The organism is Ferruginivarius sediminum (assembly GCF_003344765.1).
In the GTDB taxonomy this organism is placed as follows: Bacteria; Pseudomonadota; Alphaproteobacteria; order Kiloniellales; family Rhodovibrionaceae; genus Ferruginivarius; species Ferruginivarius sediminum.
The window spans coordinates 20,851-36,100 of record NZ_QPMH01000007.1; the positions used below are offsets into that span (position 1 = coordinate 20,851).

General features: G+C 64.9%; 15 protein-coding genes and 1 tRNA gene. 12 read left to right on the plus strand and 4 right to left on the minus strand.

All coding sequences use genetic code 11. From position 1 onward, the window contains the following. Nucleotides 1-9 precede the first annotated feature (9 nt). From DRB17_RS09225 to DRB17_RS09240, 4 genes are all read left to right on the plus strand, one after another. Nucleotides 10-1,212, plus strand: coding sequence for an acyl-CoA dehydrogenase family protein (locus tag DRB17_RS09225; RefSeq protein WP_114581918.1), 1,203 nt, complete (start codon nt 10-12; stop codon nt 1,210-1,212). Then, on the plus strand, nt 1,197-2,234 hold the full coding sequence (locus DRB17_RS09230; RefSeq protein WP_193725732.1) for a phosphotransferase family protein: 1,038 nt from the start codon (nt 1,197-1,199) through the stop codon (nt 2,232-2,234). The genes DRB17_RS09225 and DRB17_RS09230 overlap by 16 nt, the downstream gene beginning before the upstream one ends. Then, nucleotides 2,234-2,629 (plus strand): DUF6285 domain-containing protein, encoded by a 396-nt coding sequence (locus tag DRB17_RS09235; RefSeq protein WP_114582066.1) that lies wholly within the window; start codon nt 2,234-2,236, stop codon nt 2,627-2,629. The genes DRB17_RS09230 and DRB17_RS09235 overlap by 1 nt, the downstream gene beginning before the upstream one ends. Nucleotides 2,630-2,703: 74 nt before the next feature. Next, entirely contained in the window at nt 2,704-3,138 is a 435-nt protein-coding gene (locus tag DRB17_RS09240; protein ID WP_114581919.1) for a CBS domain-containing protein, read from the plus strand. A 15-nt stretch (nt 3,139-3,153) separates the two neighbouring features. Here DRB17_RS09240 and DRB17_RS09245 read toward each other — a convergent pair whose 3' ends face one another. Together DRB17_RS09245 and DRB17_RS09250 are read right to left on the minus strand one after the other, a co-directional pair. Continuing rightward, nucleotides 3,154-4,392 carry an MFS transporter gene (locus DRB17_RS09245; protein ID WP_114581920.1) on the minus strand — a complete coding sequence of 413 codons (1,239 nt, stop codon included), beginning with the start codon at nt 4,390-4,392 and terminating at the stop codon, nt 3,154-3,156. Nucleotides 4,393-4,413: 21 nt separating this feature from the next. Further along, nucleotides 4,414-4,965 carry a rhomboid family intramembrane serine protease gene (locus DRB17_RS09250; RefSeq protein WP_114581921.1) on the minus strand — a complete coding sequence of 184 codons (552 nt, stop codon included), beginning with the start codon at nt 4,963-4,965 and terminating at the stop codon, nt 4,414-4,416. Between the two features lie 173 nt (nt 4,966-5,138). Here DRB17_RS09250 and DRB17_RS09255 point away from each other — a divergent pair, with 173 nt between their 5' ends. Beyond that, the gene (locus DRB17_RS09255; RefSeq protein WP_277738572.1) at nt 5,139-6,503 is read left to right on the plus strand and encodes a UbiH/UbiF family hydroxylase; all 1,365 of its coding nucleotides are present in this window, start codon (nt 5,139-5,141) and stop codon (nt 6,501-6,503) included. Nucleotides 6,504-6,567: 64 nt separating this feature from the next. Here DRB17_RS09255 and DRB17_RS09260 read toward each other — a convergent pair whose 3' ends face one another. Next, nucleotides 6,568-7,017 carry a hypothetical protein gene (locus DRB17_RS09260; RefSeq protein ID WP_147274868.1) on the minus strand — a complete coding sequence of 150 codons (450 nt, stop codon included), beginning with the start codon at nt 7,015-7,017 and terminating at the stop codon, nt 6,568-6,570. Nucleotides 7,018-7,239: 222 nt separating this feature from the next. Further along, nucleotides 7,240-7,328 (minus strand) — tRNA-Ser (locus tag DRB17_RS09265). Nucleotides 7,329-7,499: 171 nt separating this feature from the next. Here DRB17_RS09265 and DRB17_RS09270 point away from each other — a divergent pair. The 7 genes from DRB17_RS09270 to DRB17_RS09300 all read left to right on the plus strand — a co-directional run bounded on the left by DRB17_RS09270 (nt 7,500) and on the right by DRB17_RS09300 (nt 15,180). Next, complete coding sequence (locus DRB17_RS09270; protein ID WP_114581924.1) at nt 7,500-8,735, plus strand: lytic murein transglycosylase; 1,236 nt, start codon at nt 7,500-7,502, stop codon at nt 8,733-8,735. A gap of 100 nt (nt 8,736-8,835) precedes the next feature. Further along, a complete protein-coding gene (locus tag DRB17_RS09275) occupies nt 8,836-9,786 on the plus strand; it encodes a septal ring lytic transglycosylase RlpA family protein (protein ID WP_114581925.1) in 951 nt (316 codons plus the stop codon). Nucleotides 9,787-9,879: 93 nt separating this feature from the next. Next, on the plus strand, nt 9,880-11,019 hold the full coding sequence (locus tag DRB17_RS09280) for a D-alanyl-D-alanine carboxypeptidase family protein (RefSeq protein WP_114581926.1): 1,140 nt from the start codon (nt 9,880-9,882) through the stop codon (nt 11,017-11,019). Further along, on the plus strand, nt 11,016-11,657 hold the full coding sequence (tmk, locus tag DRB17_RS09285; protein WP_114581927.1) for a dTMP kinase: 642 nt from the start codon (nt 11,016-11,018) through the stop codon (nt 11,655-11,657). Before DRB17_RS09280 ends, tmk begins: the two co-directional genes overlap by 4 nt. Next, complete coding sequence (locus DRB17_RS09290) at nt 11,654-12,769, plus strand: DNA polymerase III subunit delta' (protein WP_114581928.1); 1,116 nt, start codon at nt 11,654-11,656, stop codon at nt 12,767-12,769. Before tmk ends, DRB17_RS09290 begins: the two co-directional genes overlap by 4 nt. Nucleotides 12,770-12,817: 48 nt before the next feature. Then, nucleotides 12,818-14,389, plus strand: a complete 1,572-nt coding sequence (gene metG, locus DRB17_RS09295; protein ID WP_114581929.1) for a methionine--tRNA ligase — start codon at nt 12,818-12,820, stop codon at nt 14,387-14,389. Beyond that, nucleotides 14,389-15,180: a TatD family hydrolase gene (locus DRB17_RS09300; protein WP_114581930.1), complete on the plus strand. Its 792-nt coding sequence runs from the start codon at nt 14,389-14,391 to the stop codon at nt 15,178-15,180. The genes metG and DRB17_RS09300 overlap by 1 nt, the downstream gene beginning before the upstream one ends. Nucleotides 15,181-15,250 lie beyond the last annotated feature (70 nt).

Below are 15,250 nucleotides of genomic sequence, written 5' to 3' on the forward strand. Positions count from 1 at the left end.
GTTCTTGATATGGATTTCACCTTGTCGCCCCGGCTTGAGGACCTTCGCCAGCGCGTATCCGCCTTCGTTGCCGACGAGGTTCTTCCGCTCGAAGCTGATTCGGCCTCCTATGACGATCACGAGAATATCCGGCCTGACCTCTTGCAAGAGCTTCAGGCAAAGGTGAAGCAGGCGGGTCTGTGGGCGCCCCAGATGTCCCGGGCGCGCGGCGGGCTCGGCTGTTCCGTCGCCGAGATGGCCGTGCTCTACGAGACGATGGGACGCTCGATCTTCGGCCCCGTGTGCTTCAACGCCGCCGCGCCGGACGACGGCAACATGATGGTGTTGGAAAAGGTTGGTACCGACGCGCAGAAGCAGCGTTGGCTGCAGCCTATCGTGGACGGCGAGGTGCGCTCTGCTTTTGCTATGACAGAGCCGTCGCCGGGCGCGGGATCCGACCCCTCGCTCATGCGCACGACGGCGGAGAAGCGCGGCGATCACTGGGTCGTTCACGGCCGCAAATGGTTCATCACTGGTGCCGGCGTGGCCGAACACTTCATCCTGATCGCGCGCACCAGCGATGACACGCGCAAAGGCCTCAGCGCCTTTATGTTCGAGCGCGACCGGCCAGGCTGGGAGATCGTCCGCCGGATTCCCATCATGGGACCGGAGGAGCACGGCGGCCATTGCGAGCTGGCCTTCGACGGTCTTGAGATCCCGGATGAAAACCGGCTGTTGAATGTCGGGGACGGCCTGAAGGTCACACAGATTCGCCTGGGAACCGCGCGCCTGACCCATTGCATGCGGTGGCTTGGCATGGCGAAGCGGGCGCTGGAAATCGCGCGCGACTATGCGGGCGAGCGGGAATCGTTCGGCGAGAAGCTGGCCGACCACGAGGGCGTGCAGTGGCTCCTTGGCGAAGCGGCGATGGAGGTGGAGGTCGGCCGCCTGCTGACGATGAAGGCGGCGCTGGCGCTCGATGCCGGCAGCTTCGCCCGCAAGGAGGTCTCGATGGCCAAGATCCAGGTCGCCGAGACGCTACACAAGGCCGTGGATACCGCGCTGCAGATCTGCGGCGCGCGCGGGTATTCCAAGGATACGCCGCTCGAATGGATGTACCGCTATGCCCGGCAGGCGCGTCTTGTGGATGGCGCATCCGAGGTGCACAAGATGGTCCTGGCGCGGCATCTGATGCAGGAAGGGCAGGATTTCTGGGGATGGAGATCGGGCTGATCGAGCGCAAAACGGCCCTTGAGGCCTTTCTAGCGGACGCCGCGGGGGCCAGGGACGCCGAGGTCGAGCAGGCGCGGCCGCTGTCGGGCGGCGCGATCCAGGAAAACTGGCTCCTTGACCTTAGACTCCACGGCGGGCCGCACGACGGACGGCATGCCGTGGTGCTGCGCACCGACGCGCCGTCCGCCGTCGCCGTCAGCCTGAGCCGCGCCCAGGAATTCCGGGTGCTGAAGGCCGCCTGGGAGGCTGGCGTCACGGTGCCGGAGCCGCTGTGGCTCTGCGAGGACAGCGAGGTGTTAGGCCGCCCTTTCTATGTCATGCGTCGCGCCGACGGCGTGGGGCTGGGCAACCGTATCGTAAAGGACACATCGCTGGGCGGCGACCGCGAGGCGCTTGCCGAGCGTCTGGGCGAGGAGCTGGCCCGGATTCATAGTGTCGCCCCGCCGCGCCGGGACCTGGATTTCCTGGAAATGCCGGACGGCAACGCGGCGGAGGATGCCGTCGGGCGTTATCGTGCCTATATCGACCAGCTTGGCGAGCCTCGACCCGCCTTGGAATGGGGGCTGCGCTGGTGCGAGCGTTACGCTCCGGAAACCCGCGAGATCGTTCTGGTGCATCAGGACTTCCGCACCGGCAATTACATGGTGGACGACGCCGGCCTGACGGCAATCCTGGACTGGGAGTTCGCCGCCTGGGGCGATCCGATGAGCGACCTAGGCTGGTTCTGTGCCAAGTGCTGGCGTTTCAGCCGGCCGGACCTCGAAGCGGGCGGTATCGCCGGCAGAGAACCGTTTTATCGCGGCTATGCCCGTGTGGCGAAGCGGGAGATCGACCGGCAGGCGGTGCGCTACTGGGAGGTGATGGCGCACATCCGCTGGGCCGTCATCGCCTTGCAGCAAGGTGCGCGTCATGTCTCTGGCGCCGAGCCCTCGCTGGAGCTGGCACTGACGGGCCGCCGGGCGGCCGAGCTTGAGTACGAGATCCTGAAGATGACCGATCCCGCTGCATGGGAGGCCGCCTGATGCGCGATCGTCCAAGCGGTGCCGAGCTTCTCTGGCAGGCGCGCGAGGTGCTGCTGCGCGAACTGCTAGCCGAGTTGCCGGAGTATAAAAAGTACGACGCGCTCATGGTCGGCGCGGCGATGGCGATTGCCGCACGGGAGCAGACCGCCGCGGATGCGCCGCTGCGCGATTGCCACGCGGCTCTGTCCCGCCTCTATGGCGAGGAGGGCGCCCAGCCGGCCGACCAGACAGCGCTGCGCGAGGACCTGGTGCGCATGATCTCCCACCTTGCTCAAGAGATACGCTGTGGCCGGCGCGACGCGGATGGTCACGTACATGCATTGCTGTACGAGATTGCTGAGGCAAAACTTCGGGAAAGCAATCCTAAAGCTTTGAGTCTCGCGGAAAAATCTTAGGTTCGGTCTGTTCTTAATACCGACTTGTAACGTACACTGCCGCCCTCGTTCGGAGCCAAGCTGGAGGGCGCGGTATGCAACAGCGGCATCTTCGTGAAATCATCGCCGGCGGCAAGCTGGTCAGTGTCGATGGCAACACTACCGTGGTCGAAGCGGCCCGCGTCATGACCCAAAGCCGCATCGGCGCCCTCGTCGTCATGCACGGCAACAACATCGAAGGCATCTTCAGCGAGCGCGACGTCGTGAACCGCGTCGTGGCCAGGGGCCTCGATCCCAAATCGACATCCGTTTACGACGTGATGACGACCCCGGTTATTACCGCCGGGCCCGAGACGAAAGCCATCGATGCCCTCCGCACGATGCAGGAGAGCGGCTTTCGTCACCTCCCGGTGTGCGATGACGGGCATCCGCTGGGGGTCGTCAGCCTGCGTGACTTCCTGGGAGCGGAAATGGCGGAGGTGCAGGACGAGATTTCCTTCGAGCACGCGATCGAGGAAGAGCTGTGGTAGCTCTCGATGCTCCCATCAGGCTGCCTGGATACGCTTGAGCAGGCTCGCCCGCAGCACCGTCAGGAGCGCGGATGCCCCCGCGGCATAACCGGCACAGCCCAGACCGATGGCCGAGAATCCGATGCCGCCGTCCAAAAGCCAGCCGAGCAGGCCGGGCGCCGCGGCGGTCGCCAACACCATCATAGCCTGCACAAGGCCACGAATGGCGCCTAAGTGGGCAACGCCATAAACCTCGGCCCAGAGCGCCCCCAAGAGCGTCATGCCGGCACCGGCGGTCACACCCGCCAGCCCCAGATACACCGCCGCAGTTAGCGGATGATCGAATGACGCGACAACAGCGCACGCCGCCGCCAGCGGCAGCAGATACATAGGCAGCACCCGCACGGCGCCGAAGCGGTCGACCAGTGTGCCGGTGCCGAGCCCGCCCAAGGTCTGCGTCGCGGCAAAGCCGATGAAACAGCTCGCAAGCCATGACAGGCTCCAACCCTTGGCCTCGGCGAGCGCCACCTGATGGAAGAACAGCCCGGTCGTGATGAACGCCGGTGCCAGCATGCAAAACATGACGGCAAAGAAGAGCGGGTCGCGCACAACCTGCTTCAAGCTGCGATCACCAGGGTTTCCGGCTTGCACCGCCATACCTTTGGTCGCGGTTGCGCCGTTGCCTCTATCCCGTTCGGCACCGCGCAGCAGCCATAGCATCAGCGGCGCCAACCCGACCATGAGCACCGCCCCGAACAACAACCACGCGCCGCGCCACCCGAGCGCCGCCATCAGCACAACGGCAACCAGCGGAAAGACCGCCTCACCGACTGGGTGGCCGACCGCGGCAAGGCTGACCGCCTTCCCGCGCGTGGCCACGAACCGCCGCGCCATTGCGACCATAGCCAGGTGACTTAACAGGCCCTGACCGGTCAGGCGCAGCGTGAAGAACGCGATCGCCAACATCGCCGCCGACGGTACCAGCCCGGTGAGAAGGCAGGCCCCCGACAACGCCAGGCAGACAGCCAGCGTGTAGCGCCACAGCGCGACCCGGTCGATCAGACGTCCAAGCCACATCAGCGTGAGGCCGCTTACCAGCGTCGCTCCGGAGTAGATTGCGCCAACATCGCCATGGCTGAGGTCAAAGGCCTCACGCCACGCACCGCCGAAAAGCGCGATGAAGAACGTCTGGCCAAAGCTGGAGAACAGCGTGGCCAGGACGCCGAAGGTCAGGAAACGCGGATTCGCCGCAATGAACGGTAGGTAACTGCGCACAGCCGGGCGACTTCTCGCCCGCTATGGCCGCGGCCGGCGGCGGCTGCCCGCGGCGAACAGGTCGAAGAACAGAAGCGCCGGCACGAACCCGCCGATATGCGCGGCCCAGGCGACCTGCGCCCCGCCCGTGCCGGGCATGCCAGTGAATCCCGTCAGGACGGCTATTCCCACCCAGATGATCGCAACCGGCAGGACACGCCGGAAGCCGCCGTCGATACGGCGATGGGCCGCGATCAGGCGCAGGACGGCTCCGAACAGGCCGCTGATGGCACCGGAGGCGCCGATCACGGGAATCGTTGATTCAGGGTAGAAGAACCAGTGCGTGAAAGCGCCGGCCACGCCGCAGAGAAAATAGAGGATCAGCATCCGGCCGGCGCCAATGGTCCGGGCAACACCGCTGCCGAAGGCAGCGAGCATTACCATGTTGATCAGCAGATGCACCACCCCGCCGTGCAGGAACTGATGGGACAACGGCCCGGCAAAGGCCGCCCAGTCCAGCGCACCCGGTATGCTGTAGCGGGCCGGCACGAATCCGAGATGGGTGACGACCCACGCCTCATAGCGCCATGGCATCGCGGCCTGCAGAACGTAGACGACAACGTTGGCCGCGATGAGGAGGCCAACCGCCCGCGGCAGATTGACCGCAGGCTGCGATGGCCGCCTGGGCGGCGGAGACGGTGGACGGTGCGATGGCTGAATGCTCAAATCTCGGGATTCCCAGGGTCAGGGCCGACCGGCCGCACACGATGGCGAAGGCTCGGCGGCGGCGCAAGCCCTCGACCCTGGAAAAAGCCGCTCTTTCGCGCCATTGTCCTGGCGTCATGTTAATGCGCAACACCGAACATCATTGCGATATTCTGGTCGTCGGCGGCGGGGTCGCAGGCCTCGCCGCAGCCGTCGTGATGGCCGACCTGGGTTTCGAGGTCGCCTGTGTGGATGCAATGCCGCCCGAGCCCACCAAGGCGCCGGCCCTGGACGGGCGGACTACGGCGCTTTTGCAAGGCGCGGTCCGAGCCCTTTCGGCCTGTGGAGTCTGGGCGGACTGCGAGACGGAAAGCGCGCCGCTCAACGTAATGCGCATCATCGACGAGAACGGCCGCCGCGCCAATGCCCCGCTGACGACGGTCTTCGATTCGGCCGATGTGGGGGAGGGGCCGTTCGGCTTCAACGTGCCCAACGCCGTGCTGCGCCAAGCCTTGATGCGACGGCTGCGGGAACTGGCGAATGCACATCACATAGCTCCGGCAAAACTTAGTGAAATCAGATACGAGAGCACCAGTGTTAGGGCAACGCTGGAAGACGGCCGGGTCCTGACCGCCGCCCTGTCCATTGGCGCGGACGGGAAGGGTTCGCCGTGTCGTGAGGCCGCTGGCATTCGCGCGCGGCGATGGACCTATGGTCAGACGGCGATGGCGTTCTCGGTTGCGCATACGCGGCCGCATGGCAATACCTCGACCGAGTTCCATCGTCCGAACGGGCCGCTTGTTCTGGTACCGCTGCCAGGCAATCGTTCGAGCGTCGTCTGGGTGGAGCGCGAGCGCGGGGCGGCAGCCTTCATGAATCTGGACGAGGATGCGTTCCTGCGCGCACTTGCGGCGCGGACGCGCAATGTACTCGGTGACCTTACCAAGGTTGGGCCGCGCTTTTCCTATCCCGTCGGCAGCCTGCTCGCGGATCGCTACGCCGCGCACCGGCTGGCGCTCGTCGGCGAATCGGCTCACGCGCTGCCACCCATCGGCGCGCAGGGGCTGAACCTCGGTATTACCGACGTGACCACGCTGGCGGAGGTGCTTACGGACGCGTGGAGACAGGGCTGCGACATCGGCGCCGAGGAAGTCCTGCGTTCCTACGAACGCCGCCGCCGGCCCGACGTCGTCGCGCGTGTGATAGCGGTCGACGCCCTGAACCGCGCCGTCATGACCCGGTTCCCTCCGGTCCAGGCGGCCCGGCACCTGGGGCTATCGCTGCTTGATCGCTTCACCCCCCTGAAGACAGCCTTGATGCGCCAGGGAATGGTGCCGGTCGGGGAGATGCCGAAGATGATGCGCGGCGAAGCGATCCGGCCGGTCAGACGATTGGCACAGCCTTCGGGAACAACCGGCATAAGCTGAGATCGATTGGCCAGCCGCGGGTGGCAGGCCCGGAGACGGCTGTATCGCCGCGCGGTCATCGCCACTAAAGCTTGGGCGAGATATCCCCTTCGAGGAGATAGCGGCGATCCGTCTCGTTCACGAACTCCAGAAGCAGGCTTCCCACGCCGCGCATCGACGCGAACTGTCCGGTGCCGCCCGTAAGTTCCCAATGGCCTTTGTCGACGACCTTGACGTTGCCGTCCGGCCCGGCAACGAACAAAGCGCGCAGTTGCCATTTGAAATAGGCAACGTCCCCCTCGCTCGTGGTTACTTCCAGGTAGCCGTGCGCGTTGCCGCCGTCGCCTCGTATGACGTCGTGAAGGCCGTATTCCACGACCTTGGCGCCCGAGAACGCGCCACCGGCTTCGGCGCTGCCCTCACGCTGCGTAAGCACGACGAAATGCTTGTCGTCATCCTTGAAGTCGAGGCGGATCTGATCCTTGGGCGAAAGCACCACGTCCAGGGTCATCGGCTCGGCGAGCCCTTCCGTCACGCAGAAACAAATCGCTATACCGAGCAAGACAGCTTGAATTTTTCGCATGGCGCTGGCCCCCCTTGGGAGCGGGCGAGCGTTGCTCTTGGGCGATTCGCTCGTCCTTGGAACAAACGGATTGCCGAACGAAAATACCCCATGGAAGGGTATTAAATACATACCTCTTGCGGGGTGGACCTCGCGCCTAATCCTACCGGCGGGCCGGAAAGGACCTTTGACCGATGGCGGAGGGGGTGGGATTCGAACCCACGGAGGGCGGAACCCTCGCCGGTTTTCAAGACCGGTGCTTTCGACCGCTCAGCCACCCCTCCGGGAAAGCCGGGAAGAGCACCCCGGCCCGGTTCAGACAGAGCGTCTAGCACTTACATGCCAGTGCCGTCTACGGTCGGTGGCGATGGTTAATTGCACGTCACGGGTCCCTGTGGCACAAGCGAAGAACTGCTTGCCGCCGGAGTCTCGAAAACAGGGGAGGGCTCGTCGCGATGGCTGCCAGGTATCGGCGATTTCCACGCGCTGTCATTGCGGGGCTTGCGGGCCTCGCGGCCGTCATGGGGGCCGGTGTCGGCGACGCACGCTCGGCCGGGCCCGACTTTGCCGCGTGGTTGACCGACCTGCGGGCGGAAGCGGCGGGGAAGGGCATCTCCGAGAATACGCTGGATGCCGCCCTGAAAGGCGTGGAGCCCATAGAGCGCGTGGTCGAGCTGGATCGCCGTCAGCCGGAATTCACCCGCACCTTCTGGACCTATCTGGAGCGCCGCGTGACGCCGGAGCGCGTGGAGCGGGGGCGCGACCTGCTGAGCAAGCACCGCGACCTGCTCGCGCGGGTTCAGGCCGAGTTTGGCGTACAGCCGCGATATCTTGTGGCGTTCTGGGGGCTGGAAACCAACTTCGGCGATTATCTCGGCGATTTCCCCGTCGTCGGTTCTTTGGCGACCCTGGCCTATGACGAGCGGCGGTCTGATTTCTTCCGCGCCCAGCTTTTGGACGCACTACGCATCGTCGACGAAGGGCACATCGAGGCCGACCGAATGAAGGGGTCCTGGGCCGGCGCGATGGGGCACATGCAGTTCATCCCGTCGACATTCGTCAACAATGCGGTGGATGCCACCGGCGACGGCCAGAAGGACATCTGGAACAGCCTGCCCGACGCCTTCGCCTCCGCGGCCAACTACCTCAGCAACGTCGGCTGGAAAGGCGACGAGATCTGGGGGCGCGAGGTCCGGCTGCCACAGGGTTTCGACTGGAGCCTCGCGGGTCTGGAGGTACGGAAGCCGATCGCCGAATGGGCCGCCATGGACGTGCGTCGCGCGAACGGGAATCCGCTGCCGAAAGCGGACATGGAAGGCTCCATCGTCGTACCGCAGGGCCACGCCGGCCCCGCGTTCCTGGTCTACGACAATTTCCGGGCGATCCTGCGATGGAACCGCTCGATAAGTTACGCCATCGCGGTTGGCCACCTGGCCGATCGCATCGTGGGACTGCCGCCGCTGCAGAACGGCCGCGACGTATCGAACGAGCCGCTAAGCCGCGATCAGACCAAGGAGATGCAGCGGCTACTCAATACGCTGGGCTTCGACGCAGGAAAGCCCGACGGCTTGCCGGGGCCGCAGACACGGGCGGCGATCCGCCGGTTCCAGGATTCGCTCGGACGGCCAAGCGACGGATATCCGTCGCCTGCGCTTCTCGAATCGCTGCGTAAGCGCGCGCAATCGGGCTGAATCGGGGCATTATGGCGTAATTTTGGAGTAGATTTGTTGCTCCATTAACCTTTCCGTTCTACTGTACGATGTACGTGCATCGCAGGAGGGGGACCCCTAGATGTTGCGGTATGGGAAAGCGCGCCGACGACTCGCGTCGTTGTGCGTTTTCATGCTGCTTGGCGGTTGCGCCGAGGCGCAGCTCATCGCGCATACGGCCAAGGAGATCAAGCACGCGGCGGAGCCGGGCAGCTCGGCGCAGGGCAACTATAAGGTTGGCAAGCCGTATGAGGTTGCCGGCGTCTGGTATTACCCGAAGGTCGACTACGACTATAACCAAACGGGGATCGCGTCCTGGTATGGACCTGGGTTCAATGGTCGGCGGACCGCGAACGGCGAGCGCTATGACCAGCGCAAGTTGACGGCTGCGCACCGCACCTTGCCGATGCCCAGTATGGTGCGGGTCACCAACCTGGAGAACGGCCGGCAAATCAAGCTGCGGGTAAATGACCGCGGCCCGTTCGCACCGGGGCGCATCATCGATGTGTCGGAACGCGCCGCCGAGCTTCTGGGCTTCAAGGCCGCGGGCACGGCCAAGGTCCGCGTCGAGATCGTTGAGGGCGACAGCCGGCGGCTGGCGACGGCCGCACTGAACGACGAAGCCAGCGCGACGGCGCCGAAAGCCGCCCCGGCGATGGAGGTCACCACGGCCAGTCTGGATGGCTCCGAGGTCGAACCCGCGACGCGCGTGGACGGTGCTCCTGAGCGCTCGCCGGTGTCCGCATCCGCAGGTGCCGCACCGCCGGAACCCGATGGCACGGTGACGAGAGCCCCGGCCGAGGCCAGCGATATCTTCATCCAGGCTGGCGCGTTCACGCGCTACGACAATGCCAACCGCCTGCGCGCGCAGCTCTCGCAGTTGGCGCCGACGCGCATCGAATCGGCAATGGTGGAGGATCGACAGTATTTCCGCGTCCGCCTGGGGCCGGTCGGCAATGTCGGCGAAGCGGATAGGTTGCTGGCCCTCCTGTTGGAGAACGGCTATTCCCGTGCCCGCGTGGTCGTTGACTAGGCGTCGGCCATATTCTTGGCGCATTCGCTGCTTAACGCGCGAAGCTAGAGTTCGACTCTGCGTGGTTCGTTTCACCGATAAGAATCAGGATCGATGATGTTCCGCAACAGCGTGCGTTCAGGCCTTATCCTTGTCGCCATCCTCTTCGCCTTCGTCAGCTCCGCCGCCGCGCTGGAAACACCGGCGCGAGAGGCTATCCTGGTCGACCACGACACCGGGGCCGTGCTTCTGGCGAAGAAACCGGACACGAAGATGCCGCCTGCCTCGATGACGAAGATCATGACCGCCTATCTAGTGTTCGAGCACCTGAAGGATGGCCGGCTGTCGCTCGATGATACCTTCGTCGTTTCCGAAAAGGCCTGGCGGAAGGGCGGTTCCAAGATGTTCGTCGAAGTCGGCAAGGAAGTGCGGGTGGAGGATCTGCTGCGCGGTGTGATCGTCCAATCGGGCAACGATGCCTCCATCGTTCTCGCGGAGGGAATCGCCGGGACGGAGGAAGCGTTCGGCGAGATGATGACCGAGACGGCGCACGAGCTTGGCATGTCGAACTCGACATTCCAGAACGCCACGGGCTGGCCGCACGAGGATCATCGCACGACGGCGCGCGACCTTGCCACGCTGTCGAAGCACATCATCAGCGACTTCCCCGAACACTATCATTTTTTTTCCGAACTTGAGTTCACCTGGAACGATATCCGGCAATACAACCGCAATCCGCTACTGCGGCGTAACATGGGTGTGGACGGCCTGAAGACGGGACATACGCAGAACGCAGGCTACGGCCTGACGGCCTCGGCGGAGCGCGATGGCCGGCGGCTCATCCTCGTCGTCAACGGCCTCAACAGCGCCAAGCAACGCGCATCGGAATCCGCGCGCCTGCTGGAATGGGGTTTCCGCGAGTTCCAGAACTATGCGTTGTACGAGGCCGGCGATACGGTCGAAGAGGCGCCCGTCTGGCTGGGAGAAGCCGACCGCGTACCGCTCAAGATCCGCGAGGACCTGAAGATTACGCTGCCGCGCACGGCGCGCGAGAGCATGACGGTCACCGTGACCTACGACAGCCCCGTGCCGGCCCCCATCCGCGAGGGGCAGGAAATCGCCACGTTGCGGGTGGAGGCGCCTGACATGGAGACGGTCGAGGTTCCGTTGGAGGCTGGCATGGCGGTCGATCAGCTCGGTCCCTTGGGCCGCATCGTCAGCAGCCTCGAGTACCTTGTCTTCGGCGCACCATGAATGCGGGCGCAGGGCACTTCATAACCTTCGAGGGCGGCGAGGGCGCGGGCAAGACCACCCAGATCGCCAAGCTGGCCGAAGTGCTCGAGCAGCGCGGCCGGGACGTCGTTCGCACCCGCGAGCCCGGGGGCAGCCCGGCGGCCGAGGAAATCCGCGGCCTGCTGTTGCACCACGAAACGTCCTGGGAACCGCTGAGCGAAGCGCTGCTTCACTACGCCGCCCGCTGTGAGCATCTGCGCGAAACCATCCGCCCGGCGCTGGCGCGCGGTGCATGGGTCTTGTGCGACCGCTTTTCCGATTCCACGCTGGCGTACCAGGGGTATGCGCTGGGCTTGAACCGGGATGCGATCGAGACGCTTGAGCGTCTTGTGGTCGCCGGGACAGGGCCGGATCTCACCATCATCCTCGATGTATCGCCGAACGTTGGAATGGCCCGTCTTGGCAAGCGCGGCGGAGACAAGGATCGATATGAACGCATGGACAGTGATTTCCATGTACGCCTTCGGGACGGTTTTCTGCAGATTGCCCGGGAGTCCCCGGCGCGCTGCGTCGTCGTCGACGCCGAGCGCGATCCAGAGGCCGTTCACAAGGATGTTCTGACGGCCGTGCGCGACAAACTGCGAACTTTTCCGGGATGAGCAGCAAGGCGGCTTCGAAATCCGACGACCCGCCTCTTCTGGAGCCGCGCCAGAACCTGGACCTGATGGGCCACGAGGCGGCGGAAGGGACGCTGTTGCGCGCCTGGGAGTCGGGGCGTCTGCCGCATGCATGGCTGATCACGGGCGCGCGAGGTATCGGCAAGGCCACGCTGGCCTACCGATTCGCCCGTTTCGTGCTGGCGGCCGGAAACGCCCAGGGCGGCGCTCTGTTCGGTGACGAGCCGTCGAGCCTGGCGCTCGATCCCGACCATCCCGTGTGCCGCCAGGTGGTCGCGGGTGGCCATCCGGACATGTTCGTCCTGCAGCCCGGCATGCCGCACCCGGACCGCAAGGGACAGGTGGCTTCCGACATTCTGGTGGGGCATGTCCGGCAGGCGGTTCATTTCTGCAATATGACTCCGGCCAGCGCCCAATGGCGGGTAGTCATCGTCGATCCGGTGGACGAGATGACCCCTAACGCCGCCAACGCGCTTCTCAAGGTTCTTGAAGAGCCGCCGCGTAACGCGTTGATCCTGCTGGTGAGCCACGCGCCGGCAAGGCTATTGGCGACGATCCGCTCGCGCTGCTCCCAGCTTGCGCTCCCGGCGCTGGACGAGCAGACCGTGCGCGGCCTCCTCGCTCAACACGCACCGGGACTCGACAGCGACGACGCCGCCGCCCTGGCGCGTCTGTCGGAAGGCAGCATCGGCCGCGCCCTGATGCTGGGGGGTGCCGGCGGGCTCGACCTGTACCGCGACCTTATCGGGCTGTTGCGAGAGATTCCGGGCGCGCCGGCCGAGCGGTTGCACGGCTTCGCCGACCGTCTTTCGCAGGGCGGGGAGGCGGGAAGCTTCCGACTTGGCGGAGAGCTGCTGGGCTGGTGGCTTGCCCGGCTGGTACGTGCCGGCGCGTCAGGCACCATGCCGGACGAGGTGGTGAGTGGGGAGGGCGAGGCGATGCATCGGCTTCTCGACCGGGCCAGCCTTGAACAGTGGCTTGAGCTATGGGAAAAGATCGGCCGTCTGTTCGGCCGGGCGGAACGGGCAAACTTCGATCGCAAACAAGTGGTCCTCACGGCATTCCTGGAGATCGACGCGTTGATCGCCCGATAAGCGGGCGCCGCCATCCCCAAATGCCGCGATCCCCTCAAGGAGAAACCAATGGCCGGTGCCCAGAATCTCGAAAAAGCACCGTACTACATCACGACGCCGATCTATTATGTGAACGACAGCCCGCACATCGGGCATGTCTACACGACGCTGGCTTGCGACGTGCTTGCGCGCTTCATGCGCCTGGACGGCCGCGATGTGAAGTTCCTCACCGGCACTGACGAGCACGGCCAGAAGGTGGAGCGCTCGGCCCAGGCGCGCGGGACGGACCCGCAGGCGTTCACCGACAAGATGTCACGGAACTTCCGCGACCTGTCGGGACCGTGGAAGTTCACGAACGACGACTTCATTCGCACTACCGAGGAGCGGCACGTCCACGCCTGCCAGGACCTTTGGCGCAAGCTCAAGGATGCCGGCGACATATATCTCGGGTCCTATGCCGGCTGGTACGCCGTCCGTGACGAGGCTTTCTACGGCGAGGACGAACTGACCGACGGCGAGGATGGCAGGAAGTACGCGCCCTCCGGCGCGGAGGTCGACTGGGTGGAGGAGCCCAGCTATTTCTTCCGCCTATCGGCGTGGCAGGACAGGCTGCTGCGGTTCTACCAGGACAATCCGGATTTCATCGGCCCCGACGCGCGGCGCAACGAGGTGATCAGCTTCGTCAAGAGCGGACTGCGGGACCTCTCGGTGTCGCGCACGACCTTCGCCTGGGGAATCCAGGTGCCGGACGATCCAGCGCATATCATGTATGTGTGGCTGGACGCGCTGACCAACTACATCACGGCCGTCGGCTATCCCGATACGGAGGCGCCGGACTACCGGAAGTTCTGGCCGGCCGATCTCCACATGGTCGGCAAGGATATTTTGCGATTCCACGCGGTCTACTGGCCGGCGTTCCTCATGGCGGCGGACCTTGAGCCGCCGAAACGCGTCTACGCGCACGGCTGGTGGACGAACGAGGGCCAGAAGATCTCGAAGTCGCTGGGCAACGTCATCGACGCCTATCAGCTGATCAACGACTACGGGCTCGATCAGGCGCGCTATTTCTTGCTGCGTGAGGTGCCGTTCGGCAACGACGGCGACTTCTCGCACCGGGCCATGGTAAGCCGGATCAACAACGACCTTGCGAACGATTTCGGCAACCTGGCCCAGCGCGTCCTGTCGATGATCCACAAGAACTGCGACGGGAAGATTCCTGAGCCCGGCGAGCTTATGCCGTCCGACGAATCGCTGCTGGCGGCGACCCAGGCGGTTCTGCCGAAGATGCGCAGTGAACTGTCGGTGCAGGCTTTCCATAGGTCGCTTGAGGCTGTCTGGGCAGTCGTCGGTCAGGCCAACCGCTATGTGGACGAGATGGCGCCCTGGGTTCTGCGCAAGACTGACCGAGCGCGCATGGAAACGGTGCTTTACGTGCTGGCCGACGTAATCCGCCAGCTTGCCATCGTTACGCAGCCCTTCATGCCCGATGCCCCGGCCGCCCTGCTTGACCAGCTTGGTCAGCCACATGACGCGCGCGACTTCGCTTCGTTGCCGACACGGCTTGAGCCGGGCAGGGCGATTGCCAAGCCATCCGGCGTATTCCCGCGCTACGTCGAGGAGGAAAGGCAGGACGCTTCCTGATGCTGGTCGATTCACACTGCCACTTGGACATGGTCGCGACCCGTGACGACCTCGATGAGGTCGTCGCCCGCGCAAATCGGGCCGGCGTCGCGACGATGGTGACCATCTCGACGACATTGAGCGGTTTCGCCGACGTGCTCGCCATCGCCAAGCGGTGCGAGGATGTCTGGTGCTCAGTCGGCGTGCATCCGCACGAAGCAGGCTCCGAGGGTCAAAGTGCGCCCGACAGGGTTGTCGAGCTGGCCGCGGACCCCTTCGTCGTCGGCATCGGGGAAAGCGGGCTGGACTACTACTACGACAAATCTCCGCGTCCGGCGCAGGAAGAGAGCTTTCGGGCCCATATCCGTGCCGCTCAACAAACCGGCCTGCCACTGATCGTGCATTCGCGCGACGCCGAAGAGGATACAGCTCGGATACTGCGCGAAGAGTACGAAGGCGGGGGCCCCTACGGCTGCGTCATGCACTGCTTCTCCTCGGGCAGGGAGCTTGCCGAGGCGGCGCTCGACCTGGGTTTCTACATCTCGTTCTCCGGCATCGTGACGTTCAAGAAGTCGGACGAGTTGCGCGACATCGCCAGCATGGTTCCGCGCGAGCGGCTGCTGATCGAAACGGACGCGCCGTATCTGGCGCCGGTGCCCAAGCGCGGCAAACCGAACGAGCCGGCCTATCTGTCCTACACCGCCGATTTTCTGGCCGAGCACTTGGGCATGTCCAGAGAGGAACTGGCGGAGACGACGACCGCCAATTTCTTCAGGTTGTTCAACCGGGCAAGGCCGCCGCAATCTGCGTGACCATCGGTCACGGAGGGCGTGACGCCCGCGGGTTCCCGTTGAGGTAATAGGGTGAAGGCCAGGGATGACG